This window comes from Spiroplasma sp. NBRC 100390 (genome assembly GCF_001886495.1).
GTDB lineage: Bacteria > Bacillota_I > Bacilli_A > Mycoplasmatales > Mycoplasmataceae > Spiroplasma.
This window is the reverse complement of sequence record NZ_CP018022.1, coordinates 686427-707320: the sequence shown is the minus strand read 5'-3', so window position 1 is coordinate 707320 and position 20894 is coordinate 686427. Positions and strand designations below refer to the sequence as shown.

Annotated in this window: 17 protein-coding genes; 15 read left to right on the top strand and 2 right to left on the bottom strand. The window is 27.8% G+C overall.

What is annotated here, in order from left to right; all coding sequences use genetic code 4:
• Positions 1–28 precede the first annotated feature (28 nt).
• From obgE to hpf, 4 genes are all read left to right on the top strand, one after another.
• A complete protein-coding gene (gene obgE / locus S100390_RS03125; protein ID WP_070406835.1) occupies positions 29–1333 on the top strand; it encodes a GTPase ObgE in 1305 nt (434 codons plus the stop codon).
• A gap of 2 nt (positions 1334–1335) precedes the next feature.
• The gene (gene nadE / locus S100390_RS03120) at positions 1336–2085 is read left to right on the top strand and encodes an NAD(+) synthase (protein WP_070406834.1); all 750 of its coding nucleotides are present in this window, start codon (positions 1336–1338) and stop codon (positions 2083–2085) included.
• 139 nt (positions 2086–2224) lie between these two features.
• Positions 2225–2803 carry a hypothetical protein gene (locus S100390_RS03115; protein ID WP_070406833.1) on the top strand — a complete coding sequence of 193 codons (579 nt, stop codon included), beginning with the start codon at positions 2225–2227 and terminating at the stop codon, positions 2801–2803.
• Between the two features lie 93 nt (positions 2804–2896).
• A complete protein-coding gene (gene hpf / locus S100390_RS03110; RefSeq protein WP_070406832.1) occupies positions 2897–3277 on the top strand; it encodes a ribosome hibernation-promoting factor, HPF/YfiA family in 381 nt (126 codons plus the stop codon).
• A gap of 62 nt (positions 3278–3339) precedes the next feature.
• On the opposite strand, the gene S100390_RS03105 is transcribed toward hpf, so the two are convergent.
• Positions 3340–3783, bottom strand: coding sequence for a hypothetical protein (locus S100390_RS03105; RefSeq protein ID WP_070406831.1), 444 nt, complete (start codon positions 3781–3783; stop codon positions 3340–3342).
• 66 nt (positions 3784–3849) lie between these two features.
• Positions 3850–4269 (bottom strand): hypothetical protein, encoded by a 420-nt coding sequence (locus S100390_RS03100; protein ID WP_070406830.1) that lies wholly within the window; start codon positions 4267–4269, stop codon positions 3850–3852.
• Positions 4270–4344: 75 nt separating this feature from the next.
• On the opposite strand from S100390_RS03100, the gene S100390_RS03095 reads away from it, so the two are divergent.
• The 11 genes from S100390_RS03095 to S100390_RS03050 all read left to right on the top strand — a co-directional run bounded on the left by S100390_RS03095 (position 4345) and on the right by S100390_RS03050 (position 20891).
• Positions 4345–4896 (top strand): DJ-1 family glyoxalase III, encoded by a 552-nt coding sequence (locus S100390_RS03095; RefSeq protein WP_070406829.1) that lies wholly within the window; start codon positions 4345–4347, stop codon positions 4894–4896.
• Positions 4897–5278: 382 nt separating this feature from the next.
• Entirely contained in the window at positions 5279–6973 is a 1695-nt protein-coding gene (locus S100390_RS03090; RefSeq protein ID WP_070406828.1) for a lipoprotein, read from the top strand.
• A 253-nt stretch (positions 6974–7226) separates the two neighbouring features.
• Complete coding sequence (locus tag S100390_RS03085) at positions 7227–7550, top strand: lipoprotein (RefSeq protein ID WP_070406827.1); 324 nt, start codon at positions 7227–7229, stop codon at positions 7548–7550.
• A gap of 75 nt (positions 7551–7625) precedes the next feature.
• The gene (locus S100390_RS03080) at positions 7626–8816 is read left to right on the top strand and encodes a hypothetical protein (protein ID WP_070406826.1); all 1191 of its coding nucleotides are present in this window, start codon (positions 7626–7628) and stop codon (positions 8814–8816) included.
• A gap of 129 nt (positions 8817–8945) precedes the next feature.
• On the top strand, positions 8946–9185 hold the full coding sequence (locus S100390_RS05360) for a lipoprotein (protein WP_083258394.1): 240 nt from the start codon (positions 8946–8948) through the stop codon (positions 9183–9185).
• Positions 9154–10509 (top strand): hypothetical protein, encoded by a 1356-nt coding sequence (locus S100390_RS03075; RefSeq protein ID WP_083258393.1) that lies wholly within the window; start codon positions 9154–9156, stop codon positions 10507–10509. Before S100390_RS05360 ends, S100390_RS03075 begins: the two co-directional genes overlap by 32 nt.
• 198 nt (positions 10510–10707) lie before the next feature.
• The gene (locus S100390_RS03070; protein ID WP_070406825.1) at positions 10708–12000 is read left to right on the top strand and encodes a spiralin repeat-containing protein; all 1293 of its coding nucleotides are present in this window, start codon (positions 10708–10710) and stop codon (positions 11998–12000) included.
• A 35-nt stretch (positions 12001–12035) separates the two neighbouring features.
• Positions 12036–13058 (top strand): hypothetical protein, encoded by a 1023-nt coding sequence (locus S100390_RS03065; RefSeq protein WP_070406824.1) that lies wholly within the window; start codon positions 12036–12038, stop codon positions 13056–13058.
• Between the two features lie 56 nt (positions 13059–13114).
• Positions 13115–15844, top strand: coding sequence for a DEAD/DEAH box helicase family protein (locus S100390_RS03060; RefSeq protein ID WP_070406823.1), 2730 nt, complete (start codon positions 13115–13117; stop codon positions 15842–15844).
• Between the two features lie 160 nt (positions 15845–16004).
• Complete coding sequence (locus tag S100390_RS03055; protein ID WP_070406822.1) at positions 16005–19301, top strand: DEAD/DEAH box helicase; 3297 nt, start codon at positions 16005–16007, stop codon at positions 19299–19301.
• Between the two features lie 213 nt (positions 19302–19514).
• Entirely contained in the window at positions 19515–20891 is a 1377-nt protein-coding gene (locus tag S100390_RS03050; RefSeq protein ID WP_070406821.1) for a hypothetical protein, read from the top strand.
• The last annotated feature ends 3 nt before the right edge of the window (positions 20892–20894 follow it).

The following is a 20894-nucleotide window of genomic DNA, read 5'->3' as shown; positions in this document are numbered from 1 at the left end:
TAATAATGGATTTAGAAAAGGATAAACGATGAAATTTATTGATGTTGCAACAATTAAATTATTTGCAGGTAAAGGCGGTGATGGAGCGGTTGCTTTTCATCGTGAATTATATGTTCCAAAAGGGGGACCATCGGGTGGCGATGGAGGCAATGGTGGAAGCATTATCTTTGTTGGTGAAGAAGGGATGAACACCTTATTGGATTTAAAGTATCAACGAGAAATTAAAGCTCTTGATGGTGAAAACGGGACAATTAAAAATATGCATGGGAAAAATGCTATTAATAAATATATCAAGGTACCATTAGGAACATTAATATATAATAATATAACAAATGAAGTTATTGGTGATATTGTTACTCATCAGCAAGAAATTGTTCTTGCAAAAGGGGGGCAAGGTGGTCGTGGAAATGCTCGTTTTGCAAATGCAAAAAATAAGGCGCCAACCATTTTTGAAGCGGGTGATTTAGGTGAAACATTAGAAATTCGTTGTGAATTAAAAGTTTTGGCTGATGTTGGACTTGTTGGATTACCAAATGCTGGGAAATCAACATTATTAGCTAAAATTTCAAAAGCTAAACCACAAATTGCTGATTATCCCTTTACAACTTTAACACCTCAATTGGGCGTGGTTCGTGACCAAAATAATTATAGTTTTGTTGTTGCAGACTTACCAGGATTAATTGCGGGGGCTGCTGTTGGAAAGGGATTAGGTCATGATTTTTTACGGCATATTGAGCGTTGTAAATTAATTGTTCATGTGTTAGATATGTCCGGAAACTATGGCACAGAAGATGTTTATCAAAATTATTTAAACATTAAGACCGAATTAAAAGATTATAATTATAAATTAGAATTACGAAAAGAAATTATTGTGGCAAATAAAATGGACCTTGAAACTTCGGCACTAAATTTAGTAAAGTTTAAAGAACAGATGCCAACTGCTGAAATTATTGAGATTAGTGGTTTAAAAAATCATAATTTAACATTGCTAATAAATCAAATTGGGGCTACTTTAGCAACGATTAATGAAGATAAGGCTTTATGACAATTAGATGATCCAACACCAGAACAGGATGACTATAAGGTATATACTTATAGTGAACCGTTTGAAACAGAAATAGTTGTTGATAATCTTGGTAATGGTGTTTGAAAAGTAACCGGAACGGCGGTTCAAAAGGCATATCAAAAAACCCCAATTACAACATATGATAATTTATTATTATTCAATAAAAAATTACAAGATTTAAAAGTTTTTGAAATGTTACGAGCAAAAGGAGCACAACCAGGTGATGTTGTTCGAATTTTTGATTACGAATTAGAATGGGATGGATAAGAATGAAGGATTTAAACCAATATTTAACATATTTAATTGATTGAATTAGAACAGAAGTAACCAAAGCACATTGCAATGGGGTTGTTGTTGGGCTATCGGGTGGAATTGATTCTGCTGTAGTTGGGTTATTAGCTCAAAAAGCTTTTCCTGAGCAGCATTTAACCGTTGTTATGCCTTGTCATTCTGACCAGTTTGATCAAGAATGTGCAAATTTATTAATTAATACGCATCAATTAAAACATCAAATTGTTGATTTATCATTAACATATGATCAATTAGTGGCAACTTTATCATTACCTCAACACCAATTAGCATTAAGTAATATTAAACCACGTTTACGAATGACAACGTTATATGCTTTAGCACAAAGCTGTAACTACTTAGTGCTAGGAACTGATAATGCCGATGAATGACATGTTGGTTATTTTACGAAATATGGTGATGGCGGGGTTGACTTAGTGCCAATTATTCATTTGTTAAAAGGTGAAGTCCAACAAGCAGCTCATTTATTAGGGGTTCCAGTTGAAATCATTATGCGTCCGCCAACAGCAGGATTATGAACCGCGCAAACAGATGAGGAAGAGTTAGGGGTTAGTTATCACCAGTTAGATGCTTATTTGCAAGGAAAATCAGTGCCAGTAACTGTCGCAAAACGAATTCAACAATTGCACCAAGGTTCTGAACATAAACGTCAATTAGCAAAAACACCACCAGTTGCTTTTAGTGCTTTAATTAGTGCATTAAAAAAGTAAAAATTATTAAAAACAGTGATTAATTTTTATTATAATAAAAACCTTTAAAAATGGCAGTTTTTTCCCCTTGTTTTATGAGCAATTTTAGAGTATAATTATATAACAGTAAAAGTGCGAGTAATTTTAAGGAGTATATAAAATGGATGATAAATTAATTGTGGATAATACCGATTTTTTACTAAAATTTACACTTGAAAATTTAGATATTTTAAAGAAGTTAAAAACTAGACTTGATCAAGAAGTGAATAACTTATATGACCTTGCGAATCAAAAGAAACAGTCAGTTCAACATTTACTAGGAAAATCAAAACATAGTCATAGTAAGATTAAAAGTCGCAATGAATTTGAGAATCTAATTCAACATGCTTTATTGGAAAAATATGTCGAAGGAATTTTAACTCGTTTTGAATTTCGAATTAATACAATTGTTCGTCAATATAATTTAAAAGAAAAATATGTCAGTGTTGTTAATCCCGCTGAAGTAAATGCTAAGAATTTATATTTAAAAATTAAAGAGCCACAACGTTATTCAACAAAAGAAATGTTAGAGTTACAAGAGTTATTAAAAGAAGTTAATGTTCCTTTGGTTGGATTAGTTAAACAATATAATGAAAATCTTGCTCAAATTAATGCAAGTAAGGTTTTAGTTGAAAAGATAACATTAGAAGAAGTGACAACTGAATATATTGATTTTTTCTTATTAGATGATGAAGGTTAAAAATTTTTATTAATTTTTATTTGTTTTGCTGCTTTAACCTGTGAATTATTTGTAGTTTTGTTATAATAAAAATATAGAAACGAGGCGAATATAATGGAATACAAAATTCGTAGCAAAAACATTATTATTACTGATGCAATGCATCAGCATTTAGTAGATACTTTTAATAAATTATTGAAATATCAACAAGTTAATGAAAATGATCTTGTTCATGTTGACGTTGAGTTTACTAAAGAAAACAATGTTGTAATTAATACTTCAATTGATATTAGAGGGAAAAACAATTTTTTAAAAGCAGAAGTTCATAATAGTGATTTTTATAAGGCAATTGACCAAGCTTTACATAAAATTGAAGAACAGTTACGAAAAATTAAAGGCAAAAGAGAAGATCGCCATAATAAAAATCAGCCACTCGGAAAATTTTATGCAACTTCAATTGAAGCAGAAGAGGACCAAGAAGAGGAATTTAGTTAATCTAATATAAAAAAAGTTTAACCACGTGTGTGGTTAAACTTTTTTTTATTGTTTTTTATTAACTACTGTTTAGTAGTAACTGTATTATTTGTGGCATTTGTCTTATTAACCCGAATTGCACCAATTCCTTCTAATAATCAAATTAAAGCCCCAATTACAGCAATTAATTCACCAACAACAATTACTCAAGTTGAAATTTCTTTTGTTGAAGTAATAATTGCCCCGATCATGCCGACAATTGCAATAACGATGAAAACAATTCCAGCAATTAATTTACCAATTTTGTGACGAACAAAGGTTGCAACACAAATAAACAAGAAAGCGGTAATTAGAATAATTGCGCCATTATCACCAGTGTTGTTGTGAACAAAAAGTCTTGTATCAACTTTAACATTTGGGAATGAGCTTAGAATTGCTAAGATAAACAATCACAATCCAGAAATTCAAATCATTACTTTTTGAAAAGTAACATTAATTTTAATTGTTGCATATTTTAATTTTGCCATAATTTTTCCTCCTTAACCATAACAATAGATATATTATAACTTAGTTTTAACGATATTATTGATAAATTAAATAATTCGTAAAATATCGTTTGTTTTAATATTTAAAAATTTAATCATTCCTGGCGCTAAGCAATAGACAAAATAACATTCGAAAAAATAATGACTCATTTTTTGTGAACCAAAATTCTGAATTGTTGAAATAACTTCAAAGTTTTTATTACAAAAAATAACATCAAGTTGATAAAAAATCCCAAAACTATTAAATCCTCGAACATTTCGTAGTAAATAACCATCTTTCATAGTAATATCTTTTGGTTGAATTAAACTGGTAAATTTATCACGTCAAGACTTAATAATATGAATGTTAACGTCTTGGGGAATGCTATTGACTGTTAATGTTTTACGATCTTTTAATAAATAATATTTCTTATTTCGTTTATGTTTTGTACGATGAAATTTATAAATTAAATTTGAAAAAACTCCCATAGTAACACCTTTCTCTTTTTTCTTAACAATTATATAAAATTATATTATAATTACCAAGAGAAAAGAGGTGTTATTATGAAATTTGCATTATTTTTAGCAACTGGTTTTGAAGAAGGTGAAGCCATTATTACAACAGATGTGTTACGTCGTGGCGGAATTACTTTGGAATTAGTTAGTATTATGAAAAAATTAGAAGTTGTGTCAGCTCATAATGTTACTATAACAGCTGATAAATTAATTGAAGATGTTAAATATGAAGATTATGACGGGTTTGTGTTACCTGGTGGTCGTCTTGGGGTTGATAATTTAACAAAAAGCGAAATGTTAAAGGATTGATTATTAAAAGCAAATAGTGATCAAAAAACAATTGCGGCAGTATGTGCAGCACCCCAAATTTTAGGACATTTAGGAATTTTGGATAATAAAGAAGCTACAAGTTATCCAGGATGCACAAAAGGGATGGAAAAAGCAATTTACAATGATGAAATGGCAGCGATTACCGATGGTCATGTTATTACGGGTGCTTCAGTTGGGTCAACAATGAATTTTGCGTTGGCAATTGCTGATCGAGTATTAGGACCAGAAAAAGTGATGGAATTACATCATGAATTAGTTATTCGAGATTAAAATTATCTTGCAAATTATTTGCAAGATAATTTTAATTTAGCAAATAATTTGTTAAATTAAAAGAGTAAAATAAAACTACCTCAAAGGAACATTAGTAATTTGGAATTAATTGTTAACAACTCTTGGATCTGTTTCTAGTAATCTAGATATTAACTCCCTTTGTCTAAAAAAGAGTTTTTTAACTTAATTGAGGTAGATGGGGTATTTGCTATCTTTTTGATAACAAAGAATATTTTTAACTATAAAATTTAATGTCCATTAATTTATAATACACTAAATTTTAGTAGTAATAATGGTAAAAAGTGCCATAATAAATTTTGAAAAAACTAAAATATATTAATAAACTTAATTAGATTAAAACTTTAAAAATAGGAGGAAAAATATGAAGAGAATATTAGCTCTTTTAGGAGTAATATCGTTAGTGGGAACAAGTGCCGTTTCAGTTGTTGCTTGTAGTCATCCCCAAAATAAAGTGTCAGTTGATGACATTAAAAAAGAATTAGAACAATACACTGATACACCATTTTTTGCTTCTTCATCACAAATAACAAATATTAAATTAGCATCAGAATTAGCTAGTCGAATGACATTAGGAAGTTATAAATTAGTTGTTAAAGATGATACCACATTTGTGCAACCAAACATTTCGGATGGTAATACTGTATTGGCACAAAGCATTGCCGATTTTAAAACACAATTAGCAGAACCATCGGCAAAAGGACAATTAGTTGTAAATAATGGTAGCGCAGTTGTTAGTTTGCAAAAAAAAGATAGTGAATTATTTAGTGTTAAAATTAAGTGATCAACAAATGAATTACTATTTTTAGCAAGTACCATTAATAAAATTAATGGTGTGGGAGAAACAACACAAAATATTAAATTTCCGTTGCCACCAATCATGCCAGGATTAGATATTAACCTTGCTGATTTATATAGTTTTCTTAGTGTAATTCAACTACCAGAAGAATTAATCAATAGTATTAATTTGGCAGAAATAAATAATCCAAATTCAGATTTTGTTTCTAAGTTTAATGCTGTCTTAAAAGACATTAGTGATTCTTTAGGAGTTCTTGGACTTGGCGATTTCTTAACAAAAGATGCATCGTTTACGTATCAAATTGTTAAGGATGAGGATAATGATATTTCCTTTGTTGGAGCAGGAACTGTTAAGGACTTATTACATAATTTTGCTCCAGATCTTATTGCGTTATTACAATGATACATTAAAGAGGGAAAACAAAAAATTGAAGCAACTCATAATACTGTTTTACCATTAATACAATACTTATTCTCACCAGTTAATAATAATGTAAAAGAAAATATTAAAACTGAATTTGGTGAGGCTAATTGATTCTATACAAATACAGCAACTAATTTTGATAGTTTGGTTTTTCATTTACTATCAGATTATAAAAGTAAACCAACTGAAGAAGATAATCATTATATCTTTAAGGTTGTTGGTGAGGTAAAATATGACACAGGATGAGTAGGAAAAATACCTATACCCCTTGATTATGTTATTAGTCAAAATTTACTTGGTGATAAAGGACCTAATGTTCTTCTAAAAGTTCTTTGTTTTAAATTAAATCCAACTCTATTATTGACAAGTATTTTGGATGTTTTTGGTAAAAATGAGGGAAAAGGAATTGATGCTGTTGGGGAAAGCATTTTACAACCAAAACAATGACAAGGAATTAATGATTTTATAACAGATAAAATCCCAGGCATTAATGTTTATTTAGGACCAAGTATTATGGATTTTGCAGGACCAGCGATCTTACGTAATTTAGGTTTAAGTAGTACTGAAATAGACAACAATAATATTACAATGATTGCTGGAACAGTTAAGTTGCAATTTAAAAATAGTAATAATGAGTGAGAGAATTTTACAACAATTCTTGAAAAAAATGGTGATAAGATGGTTCCAAATTTAACTCAGATTTTAAAGGCAACTGATGTAAAAATTAGTTTTATGAATGTTCAATTTAAAGTTACGCCAAAAGATAATAATAAGATTGCTTATGAAACAAATGGTAATGTAAATTTTGATTTATGATTATCAGACTTGATGAATTAAATATCAAAAAAGAATTTTAAATTTATATTTCTTGCATAATTATAAATATTAGCAAGATATCAGAGTGGGGTTGAAGGCATCGTTAATTATGCTTTCAATCCATTTTTAATATACAAAATTAAAGACAATAATTTCTATAATGTTGATCTAGGACTTATTGTTTTTTTTTTTTTTTTTATTATAATTAATAATATAGAAAAAGCATTAAGAAACTTAATAACTAATAAATATATTAATAAGGAGAACGATAAAAATGAAAAAGATATTAGCCTTATTAGGTACTTGCTTTTTAATAACAACAGGGGTAACAACTATTGTTAGTTGTTCGTCAAAACCGGCTGTTGACCCCGACGCGGATGATAACGATATTGGAAAAGATTTAGATGTATTATTAAAAATTATGAACGAAGCGCATGAAGCATTTTTAAATTATGCAAATGAAAAGGCTGTTCTTGATATGAATGATTATCAAATCCCAGAATTAGACCAATTATTTGCTTTAGTTAGTTCAAAGGAACCGGAAGTTGAATTGCAATTAGAAACTCCTGTTGGTGAAAAAATAAATAATTTTTTTTAAAATAATTTTAAAATAATTTTTGATAGTGTTAATCGTCAAATTGCTCATGAATATTCAAATTATTATGTTGATTCATTGCCGTTTACTTTTAAAACCAGTCCTTCGATTTTAAAAGTAAACTATGTTGATTTAACAGCATTACAAAAATTAACAACAGAACCAATTAAGGATTTAAAAGCAGTTGTGGTAAATTATAGTTTTGGGTATACGGGTACATTTAAAACATTAATTAACCCATCAAGATTTAATATTAAATATGTTATCACAAATAATCCTAATTTGATTAAAACTTTAATGCTTGATTTAACTAACAAAATGGGAAAAATTTTAATTGATTTCATTAATCAAAATCCTGAAGTTGCTATTGATAAAAATCCAGCGTTTAAAGAGACATATGATATGTTTAGTGTTTATTATGAAAGAGATGCAACATTAATTAATAAGGATATGTTAGTTTTTTTAGATGATATGTTCAAAAAAAATGATACAACAAAAGAAATAATGGCAGTAGTAAAGTATGATTCTAATCAAGATATTTTGGATTTAAAAAAGGGGACAATAAATTCAGGTAATCGTATTAATTATGATGGTCCATGATCAGAAATGCAAAACCAAACACCAGCAGCCTGATCGGGACAGGGACAACAACCTGCTGGGTTAACAGCGGAGAATTTTGTTAAATTTTATCGAGCAAAAATGTCAATTTTGCAGGATACAAGTAAAGATTTAACTTTAGGAACTTTTAGTATTAATTTTAATAAAATAGTTGTAGCTGGCTTGCCATTATTAGCAAGTGGGTTTAATGATAATAAACCATTAATGATTGAAATTAAGATATCACAAACTGGCTTAAATACAAAATTGACTAATTTTGGTAATATTATTGTTACGTTTATTAAATACTATAATGTTAAATTAAGAAGAAGTGGAACAAATGAATTTTATATGAAGCAAAGGGTCCTGGATGAAATTATTGCAAAATATGGAAAGGGTGTAAAAAGTATAAGGCTTAATCCGCTTTATAGTAAAATTTTAGAAGATTTTAAACAAAGTGATATTGCTAAAACATTACCAGATCTTGATTTATTATCTTTACAAGACTTTCGTTCATATTCTGTTAAGGTAACTTTTAATGAAACCAATTTTAGTGTTTGGGGAAATCATTATTGAAGTTTAGGTTTTTATTTTGGAAATTCAGCCCAAGCTTCACTTGCTTATACAGCTTGAGTTCAAAATTATCAACACTGGCGTTTTAATAAAATTTAAAAAAATAAAATAATTTGCACTTTTTTGTTATTTTTGCAAATAAGTTGTTAAAAAAGGGTTTATCCTTTTTTTTTTTTTTTTTAGGATAACATTAATAAAGTAAATATTATCATATTTGGAGGTTAAAAAATGAAAAAATTATTAACAATTTTAACAACTGTTAGTTTATTAACACCAACGGTGAATACAATTATTAGTTGTAATAATCGACCAAAGTATATTCCTGATGATGATTCATCAAAAACTACTAACGATGTTGAAATTATGAATAAAATTATGGAGAAAGTATCAGAACGCTTTAAGGCATTTTGAAATCAAAAAGCAACAATTGATATTAATGATTTATCCCGATCAAGTTGCAAAATTTAAAGACTTAGTTACTGATGTAAAGACTAATAATGGGAAAGATTTAGTTGGTGAAGCAATTAGCGAATGGCGTTTTCTGGATCAATTAGTAACTGCCTTTAAAACTGAATTTGATAACCTGAATCGTGCAATTAGCAATGAATATTCTAACTTTTATCTTAATACACTTCCGTTATCAATGGAAACTAATGATATTCGTTTTAATTTAGAGCATATTAATTTTGATAATTTAGAAAAATTAATTACAGTTAATAATTTAAACATTATGGGAATTACAATTAATTTTAATATTTCTTATCAAATTAAATTTAAAGATCTTGAGCAACCAGATAAAATCGACGGATTAGTTGTTATTGCAAATGATCTTGAAGCACTAAGTGGGATTCAAAAAAATCTTGAAAACTATTTTATAAGTTTTATTGATGAACTTTTGAAAAAGCAAAAGTATGAAATTATTGATTCTTTGAACCGCGATTTTAATGATATGTTTTCTGGTAATACGATTTGACCAATTATTGAAAAAGAATTAAATGCCAGAAAAATCTCATTTAAAAATAGTCCTTCATGAAATTATTATTTTGAGACATTTCGTTTGAGTAAAACAGTATCTAAGTCAGATTCAGTTTTATCATGGGCTGGTGAAGGGTATAATGCAGAAAAATTAACCCCCGAAAACTTTTTAAAATTTTATAAACGAAAATATTTTCAAGTAAGTTCGCAAGAAGACTATTATGTTAAAGCAAATATTGAATCTTTTAAACCAAGCAATTTAACAATTGAAAACTTACCTTTTAATAATAAACATTCATTTAAAAAACTTAAAACTTCAATTAAAGTTTTAACAGCAAAAGATTTTGTTGATCAAAAATTAAATGAATTTGCTGAAACAACGATGAATTTATGACATTATTTTCAAATTGAAACATATAATGATAAACTTGTCTTTAAAATGAACCAAAATGATTTTGATAATTTAGTTAAAGCAACTAATTCTTTCTCAGAAAAAAATAATTCATATGCAAATTTAGTGCCAGTGTTTCGAGCAGTTTTTAAAATATTTAATGATAAATTAGATAAAAAAATTACTCGTGACACAAAATTTCTATTTTTTAATAGTTCAGATAAAGTGAAGTTAATAAAACAAGATAGTTCATTTGCTTTTCAATTATTTCGAAAGCAACATGAAAATGGATATTATCCATATTTAGATGTAAACTTTAGTTACAATAGTTTTGCTTATAGTTTTTTCTTTAAACCAAATGATAAAGAAACAAATACTGATAAGAAGGATGAATTTTTACAGACAATTGAGTTTAAAGTTGTTTAATTTAAAGAACAAATTGTAAAATTAGAGATAACAAATCTAAAATTTAACATAGAGGATCACATTAAAGGATTTAGTGGTTTTAAATGTGGATAATTTTTCCATCAATTTTTAATTGAAGACTTTTTAAATTCTTTTTTTTGTTTATAATTAATTATGAAAAAAAGAAAATTATAGGAAATAAAGGAGCTAAGTTGGTCAATGAAAAAATTATTATTAATTTTAGCTAGTTTAGGTATTACAGCAACCCCCAGTTTTAGTTTAATTGCTTGTAATCCACCCCAAAAGCAAGAAAAAAATATTTTACAAACATTTCAAATTAATTCAAATCAAACAGGTGTTGAAATTTTAGCTAATTTACATACTTTTATGCAAATTCGGTATCGGTTAACCCAAGATCCCACTGCAAGAAAAATTGCTACATATCAGATTTTATATCAAAATAAGGATATTACTAATGATCAAACAGTAACTGTTAATCGTGATGAAATTGTTTATATTACTATTACTTTAGCACCAGCTAATCCATCAATTCAATTTGATCAACAAAATTTAGTGCAAGAAGGATTTAAATTAGGAAATACATATAATGTTGAAATTAAAGTTACTGATGTTAACAAACAGGATATTAAGACAGTTATTGTTCCTGATTTAAAAACTCCCGCTCGAGAAGATGAAACCTATCAAAAATTAAATACTAATTCCAATATTATTGAAGCGGTTCGTGATGCAATTAATCACCGTTTGTCAATTACAGCTTCAAATAGTGATTTTATGATTACTAATAATTATGATCAAAACCCCAGTGAAAAACAAGTACCAGGAACAGTTGTAACTTTTACTGTTAGTGCAACGATAAATAGTAGTTTAATTCAAGGTTCATTTACCTTTACTAATACTTTGTCAGCCCGAAAGGATATTTCTGAAGTTGAAATTAATAATTTACCAGTTAACCCAAATCCAAAATTTACTTATGGCCAATTAAATAATAATAAAGAGATTTTAGATGCAATTATTGGAACAATTAATAATAAGTTACAGATTACTATTACAACAAAAGATTTTATTGTTACAAATGATCAAATGGTTAATAAACAGCAAGAACCAAGCCAAACAGTAACATTTACTGTAACAGCAACAGAAAATAGTAGTTTAATTCAAGGCACCTTTAAATTTACAGTTGTGTTAGCAAAATTAAGTTTAAATTCAGTGAAAATTGATGAAACAAGCATTATAATTGTTGCTGATCCTGATTCATTTTATGAGAACTTAAATCAAAATGATGAAATTATTGCAGCAGTAATGACAGCTATTAATAAGACCTTGTTAATTACAGCGACTAACCATGATTTTATAATTAGTAATGACCAGCCAGTTGATAAAAAACAAGAACCAAAGACAGTTGTAACTTTTACCATTACTGCAAGTGAGACTAGCAAATTAATTACTGATCAATTTACTTTTAAAATTACTTTACAAGAAAAAACAGTGTAATATTAACAATCATCAAAATAGAAGAGGAAGTTAATATGAGTCAAGAAAATAAAAATATGAATTGAAAAATAGTAAGTAAAGAAATTATTAATAAGCAACTACAAGAATATTATCAAAATAATATTTCATTCCAACCGCCAACAAAACGCCATCAATTAGTAATACGATGAATGTTGTTTTTAGGACCATTTTTAACATTAATGGGAATTTTTATTAGTATTTTAATTGTTGTTAAAAGTATTGCTATTTACTTAATTTTTTTACCACTTTTAATGTTATTAATGGGAATTAGTTTAATTGTTGTTGTTTCTTATTACATGGTTAAGTGAACGCGGTTATTAAAACTATATGACAAAATTATGCAAAAAATTAATCTAGTTGAAATTTATAATTTAGGTTTAGCCCATTATTTTAGTTCACAATTAATTTTAAAAAACATTAGTCAAACTTTTCAACCAGCACCAAGTGGATTAATTAATTTTAATTCTAATACTAAAATTGATACTGTTTTTAATTTATCACATCCTATGGGTAAAATTTCGTTTGGAACAATTACGCATCATGTAATTAATAAAGTTAATGGTAAAATTGATAAAGAGGAATTTTATCGGTTACCAATTTTTACTGTGCAGCCAGATGCCAAATTAACTGCAGAATTTACAATTCAACCGCGAAGCGTATTAACCAAATTTTTTAATCCACTAACTTATATTAATTTTGATGATAAATTATTTGAAGGAACATTTTTGGTTGGTGGTCATCATGAACGGGTGATTAAAAATTTCTTAACCCCCAAAATTTGTAAGAACTTACTTGTCTTAGCCTCAAAGTCACCGACAATTCCTGCAATTGATGTAGCACAAAATGTTTTAACATTTTTATTTCAATCTTATTTAGTTAAAAATTGAAATGACAAAGGAATGACATTAACACAAGTTGATTTCTCAGGGAGTTTTAACCGTGTAACTGATGATATTATTGCTAAAATTGAAACAGATATTATTTGGTTAAAAGAATGCTTAATTTGATTAAATCAATTTGGGATTATGATGGTATAGTAATTTATTTTAAGAGTAATAATTTTATTAATAAAACAGGAGTGAGATGATAATAAATGAAAGAGAAATTGTTTACGAATCAAAATCAGCAAAAACTATTAGTTGAATTAAATCATGAAATGCAAACTGCTGATGAGGTTTGTTTTGTTTTTCCTTTTATTTCAAAAGCAATTATTAATAAAATTGAAGCATCAATTAAGCATTGTTGTGCAAATAAAATTCCAATTCGGATTATCACTACTACTTTTGATGATTTAGCTGAATATAATAATTTATTAGAATTAGCACGATTAGTAACAACTTATGACAATATTCAGATTAAAGTTGAAGATAATTTAGAAAAACGAAGTGAACGAATTCATATTAAAGCTTCAGTTTTTAAACGTTTTAATGGGGTTTCAACAGCAATTATTGGTTCTTCAAATTTAACATATAAAGGAATGATAACGGGACGGGAATGGAATATTAAATTAACAACAATTAATAATCATAGTTTAGTTACAGAAATTATTACTGAATTTGAACAATTATGAAATGAAGTCTTAGTTGATTTTAATGATGAATTTGCTCGGAACCATTTATTAGAACGCATTAATCAAAATCAAACAGCACGCATTGCAACACTGTTCAATAATGCGCCAACTGAATTTTTAACAATTCGGAAATACTTATATGATTTTCAAAAAGATATTGTGGCAAAATTACAATATCGTCGAAAATTAGGTAAAAATGCTCATTTAGTAATTATGGCAACCGGAACTGGTAAAACTGTAGTCGCTGCTTTTGATTATTTTTATCAATTGCAAGCAAAGGGTGGCCAACTGGTAAAAATATTGTTTCTAGCTCATCAAAAGGAAATTTTAGATCAAGCATTGCAAACTTTTCGTGGTGTTTTAATGGATCAAACTTTTGGGGAAGTAATGTATGAAGGGAAAACTAGCGAAAATAATGCTCATTTATTTGCGACAATTCAAACGATGGCTAATAAATTATCGCAGTTTAAACGAGATCACTTTGATGTAATTATTTTTGATGAGGCCCATCATATTGCTGCTACTACTTTTGATCAGGTTTTTAATTATTTTCAACCACAACAAGTTCTTGGGTTAACAGCAACCCCAGAACGTGAAGATGGAAAATCAATTAAAAAATATTTTGCTGATGAATATGCAGCAGAATTACGACTATGAGATGCAATTAATCAACGCTTATTATGTCCATTTGATTATTATTGTATTGATGATAACACCGTTGATTTAACTGGTGTTGATTTAAATGCCGATAATGAACTTTTTAAAAAGTTAAATACAACAGCACGAAATGATTTATTATTAAAAATGATTGACAAGTATATAGGGTTATATGCAAAACCAACCGCCTTAATCTTTTGTGTTACAACCGAACATGCCAAATTAGTTGCAACATTTTTACGAGCAAATCATCTTCGTGCCGATTATCTAACTTCTGAAAATCGTGAGCAGCGAACAAGGATTTTACATGAATTTAAAATTGGACGTATTAATTATTTATGTGTTGTTAATATGTTTAACGAAGGAATTGATGTTCCAGAGATTAACACAATTATTTTATTACGACCAACAAATTCTAAAACAGTCTATTTACAACAACTTGGGCGGGGATTACGAAAAACGGAATTAAAAAGTCGGTTAGAAGTTTATGATTTAATTAGCAACATTGATAGTAAGTATGATATTACAATTGGAATTAAAAATTTATATGACCCAAAATTAACATCAATAAAGGGATTGTTAGCAAACGAAGGGTTACCTTATAATTGCACAATTACCTTAGAACAACGATCACAAAAAGTGATTTTAAATAATTTGCGAAAATGATATGATAACCGTGCTCGCATTAAAAGTCATATTCGTGAATACTATCAAAAATATCAAAACAATGGTTTGGCGTATTTATTACATGATTATGATTTATCATTATATCAATTTTACAATTATGTAAATGATTTCTATGTTAAAATTGGTCGTAATATTGAACGATACCAAATTGATGAAAATAATACAAACCGTAATAAAAACTTATTAAAACAATTTTTATTTTTAGATAGTTATCAACTTATTAATTATTTTATTTTACGTTTAAGCCAAAAACTTACTAATGAAGAAATTAACTTAGATTATGATAATTTATTAATAACATCACTATTATATGAAGTAACTAGTATGACTGTTTTTATTGAGTTATTTCCAAATTATGCAACAATCCCTGATTTAGTAACATATTTTATTAATCATCATCAGCTTATTGTTACAGAATTATTGATTATTTTACAATATAAATTAGAACATGAAACTTTAAAGATGCACTCTGAGCAAAAAGGCCCATTATTAAAAGGAATTACTTACACCGTTAAACAAGTACTATCAGTTATTGGACGAACTAACTTTTTATTAACACGTGGTGAATTACGAATTATTGCTTTTCAAGCTGGTTATTTAACATTTGACAAAGTTAAACAAGTTATTTTAGCAGATGAAGATGGCACTGGTTATGGTAAATTAACAAAATATTTACCAGATGAGCAAGTTTTTTATTGGTCGATTCCTGAAACAATGACCTTGGCTAATAAGTTAGTAAAAGATATTCAAAACAATGACATTGTTAAGTATTTGTTTTTACAAAATAAAATTAATACAAAGTGATCAAATTTAGGGTTAAAATTATATTGTTTTATTGGCTTTGGACATTATGAGACAATGTTAACAGAAAACTATCTTACAGCTAAATTTTCTATTGAAAAAGATTAAAAGTCATCTTTTATTTTTTTCACTTTAACTAATCAGAAATTAATGCAAATTTTTCTTTTTAATAATAAATTAAAAATAAAGTAATTAGTTCGTTCCAGTTTGTTAAAAATGTATTATAATTAAAAAATAGTATTATTTTTATCAAAGGAGCCTATAAAAAATGGAAAGCTTTAATCTTGATTTTATTCGAAATTTAACGAGATTAGTAACATTTAATAATGCTGAACAATTGTATCAGACAAAGAAGGTAACATTATTAAAAATTGATGAACAACAAACCTCAAATAACGAAAAAGAATTAATTATTAGTTGCCAAGTTGTAGCAAAAAATAATAGTGATTATTATGAAGTTAATGTTGTTTTTGCCATTGTTGCTGAAATGACATTTTTGACTCGTCAAAGTTGTAGTTGTATTGACTATAATTTTCAGCATCAAATTTGTCAGCATATTATTGCAACTTTGTTGTTTGCTTTTTATGAATCAAAAGAAAACATTCAACAGTGGCGATCAGTATTTACCGCAACTGATCATTTATTAACCACATTTGTTAATAAGAATAAACAAAATTATGAAATTAAAGAAAATATTGTTGATTGTCAATGTAGCTTAATTATTGATTCAACATTTCAAAAACCCGCTGTTGTGCAATTAAAATTGGGTTATGAGGATGACCAGTTTTTTGAAATTAAAAACATTTATCATTTTTTAGGTTTTTTGGCAAAAAATCCCCTTGATCCAGATTATTTAAAAGGTTATGAGATTTCACAAAAATTTGTTTTGTATCCAGCAAAAGTAGTTTTTTCACCATTTGCGGAAAAAGTAATTCGGTTTTTACAGCGAGAATTTATTAATGTTTTTAGTTTTTTACAAACACAGAAAATGGATTTTTATGGTGTGTCAATTACAAAAAGTTTTGGTTTTTCAGCTTATCAAACAGAACAATTTTTAATAACTTTACAGGACGAAACAATTAAATTAATTATTAATGATCATGAATATCCAAATATTAAAATCAGTGTTGATCAGTATCAACCCAGTTTAAAAGTTCAACAAAATGATAATTTAATTCAAATTATTAACAATAAAATAACACCCATAGTTTTAACGACAAATCAAGGAAGTTTATTTGATTATGAACAAATTTTTCTATTAGGAGAAAAAAATGCCTTTTTGTTAGGACCAATTTATCAAACAATGGCAGTGACTAATCAAAATCAAATTACTTTCACTACTCATCAAACTAGTGCTGTTATTAAAGAAATTGTTGCTTTGTTAGATTATCCTCGTGATGTTGTTAATGTTGATAAAACAATTTTGAACACATTAGAAAAAACACCATTAATTATTGAAAGTTATTTTGATTTTAAGGGTAAGGAAATTATCTTACGCCCAATCTTTCGTTACGGCACAATAACAATTGATTTGTTAAATAAAACTAACGATGATAGTAAAATTGTGTTACGTGATATTTATCAAGAACAACAATATTTAACTCTTTTAAAACAAATTGGTTTCGTTAAAAAATATAATTATTTAATTTTGAATGATTTAAATTATGTTATTAAATTGTTATCAGAGCATATCTCAACGTTAGAAACACTTTCGCAAATTTTTTATACTGATAATTTTAAAAATGTTCGCTTAGTTGATTTTAATGTTCATAGTTCAACTATTAATGTTAATCAAAAAAATAATTGGTTAGAATTTGAATTTCAAGTAGCAGATATTGATTATCATAATTTAAGTGAAATTTTAATGGCGATTAATAATGGGAATAAATATCATCAATTAGCAAATGGGGGAATTATTGATTTACAAGCACAGACATTACAGAAGTTTGCAACTTTAATTAATCAGTTTGATTTTCAAGCAGAACAATTTGCATCAGGTAAATTGCAATTGCCAAAATATCATGCTTTAACAATTTATAATAATTTGGATTTATGAGCAGAATTTAATTGTACTTTCAATTTTGATTTTGATCATTTAATTACTAAAATTAAGAATTTAGAAGAAAATAAATTTAGTGTTCCAGCATCATTAGAAACGGTAATGTGTGATTTTCAAAAGAAAGGTTATTTTTGATTAAAGACTCTTGCTTCATTGGGATTTGGTGGAATTTTAGCTGATGAAATGGGGCTAGGAAAAACATTACAAACAATTAGTTTTATTTTAAAAGAATATGAGTTGAATCCCAAAATGGCGCCTGTTTTAATTGTTGTTCCAGCATCATTAATTTATAATTGAAAAAATGAAATTAATAAATTTGCCCCCGCTTTAAAGACTTTGGTGATTGCGGGTGAACGCAAAACAAGAGAACTATTATTTGCAAAAATTAATGAAGTGCAAGTCATTATTACTTCTTATCCATTACTTCGCCGTGATATTGGTTATTATCAACAATTTCAATTTCAATATTGCTTTTTAGATGAAGCACAACATATTAAAAACCCACAATCAATTAATGCTAAAACGGTTGGAACGTTAAATATTACAACTCGTTTTGCATTAACAGGAACACCAATTGAAAATAATTTAACGGAATTATGATCAATCTTTAATTTTATTTTACCTGGGTTTTTGTTTCATCACCATTACTTTCAAAAACGATATGAGATTCCAATTATTCGGGAACAAAATGAAGAAGTTAAAAAAGAATTATTACAAAAAATTGCTCCATTTATTTTGCGTCGTTTGAAAAAAGATGTAATGAGTGAATTACCACCAAAAATTGAACATAAAATTTTAGTAGAAATGACTGAACGACAAAAGAAAATCTATGCTGCTTTTGCTACTGCAGCACGAGAAGAAATTAATAAGATTTTAAAAGCAGGTCAATATCAACAAAACCGCTTGAAAATTTTTGCAACATTAACTAAACTAAGACAAATTTGTTGTGACCCTAGTATTTTAGATGAAAAATATCAGAATGAAAGTGCTAAATTAGATGCTTTACGAGACATTTTTTCTGATTTAACAGGTGGTGGTCATAAAATTTTAATTTTTTCACAATTTACAACCGTTTTAAAACGGATTGAAACAATTACAAGGGAATTAAATTTAAAATATTTGTATTTAGATGGTAAAACACGATCAGAAAGTCGAGTGCTGATGACCCAAAAATTTAACGAAGATGAAACAATTAGTGTTTTTCTAATTTCCTTAAGAGCAGGTGGTGTTGGATTGAATTTAACAGCAGCTGATGTTGTTATTCATTTTGATCCTTGATGAAATCCTTCGATTGAAAATCAAGCAACTGATCGTGCTCACCGAATTGGCCAACAAAGTACAGTGCAAGTAATTAAGTTGATTGCAAAAGGAACAATTGAAGAAAAGATTTTAGCAATTCAAAATGATAAGCAAGCAGTAATTGAAGCGGTACTAAATAATAATTTAGAAAATGCTAATTTTACAAAATTTTCAGAAGCAGAGTTACGTGATATTTTGGAATTATAAATTAAGATCTGTTCTTTAATTTTAATAGAATTTTTGTGATTTTTAATGATATTAAAGGAAACTCAAGATGAAAATAGTTCATCAAACTGCTCCATTTTTATTAGCATTTTTGTGAATAAGGCAAGGAATGCTTTTTTTATTAAAAGTGTGATATAATTATAAAGAATTCAAAAAATAATACAATATTTGGGGCAAAAGAAGGTACAAAAAACTATGCAAAATGATATTCGTTATATATATGATGAAATGTGCGACAGGTGTAAAATAAGTTTTAAAAAAATTATTTTAGCAATTCGTAATGATCGCACAAAAGATGTTAATAATTTAGCACTGTTTTTTTGTGAAGTAAATCCAAATACTGAAAGTCAAGATGATCATGGTGTAATGCCAATTGCCTTAATTAATTGTACTAATAATAAATATGCTTTCTTTTGAAAAACTAATTTATTAGATCATAACGGAAACCCAAAGATTCCAATTATTGATCATACAGTTGAGTTATCACAAGAGACAATTAATAAAATTCCTTTACGTCGTCGCCCTTCAACAACAAGTCTTCCTGATGATAAACCTACGGGTGCTAAGGAAGAACCAGTTAATGTTTCAGCACCGATTGCACCACCGTTTATACCGCTTGAACAGCAAAATAATGGGTCAGATAATGTGTCAGAGCAATCGTTTTCAGCTGAAATTGAAGCATCAAATGAAGATAATGAAAATAATAATGAGAAAGACCGTAATGATTTAGTTGTTGCTGCTGAACCAGCCGGGGGAGAAACGGTTAGTCTAGTAAAACAAATGCAAAAGAACCAAATGATGACAATGCGAAAAATGGTTCAAGTGATTAATCACAAGTTTCAATGAAAAATTTGAACATTAATTGTTGTATTAGTACTTTCATTAACAGGATTTGGGATTGGTGGTTGACAATTATATCGTCATTTAAACAACGAGAGAACTACTGGCGGTGGTGGCAATATTGGAGATCGTGTTAATATTACCTTATTGGGTGGCGATTTAAGTCGTCAAGTTATTACAATTGATAATCGAAATAATTTTGGTGATTTATACAATGCCTTATTATCCTTAGAAGTTGGTTCAAAAAATGATGGTAAATTAGAGCCACAATTATTAGAAGCAATTAAAGACCCTAATACAGTAATAACTTTTAATTCTGATCGTTTCCAAGAAGACCAAACAGCTTATGCAGCCACAATTATTATCAATGCTGATAAAGCATCAAAATTTTATGGAATCACTAATATTGCTGTTCAAGCAAAATCAAAACGAATTGATATCAATCGTTTATCAAAAAATTTAACAGGAACAGAAGTAACAATTACTAGTGATAATTCTCGTGAAATTTTAAGAGCTGTTTTAGGGAATGCAACAATTACTGGCCAATTATCTGCTGCTCAGAAGAAATTATTAGAAGATGCGCGAGATTTAAAGAATCGGTTGTTATTGCGTATTGATGGAAGTGTTAGTCAAGGTGGACCAGCCACAAATATTGATTTAATAGTTACAAGTAATGGTTCTGATCTCTATAAAAATACAGCAATTTTTAACTTAACAGTAAAATGACCATAACCA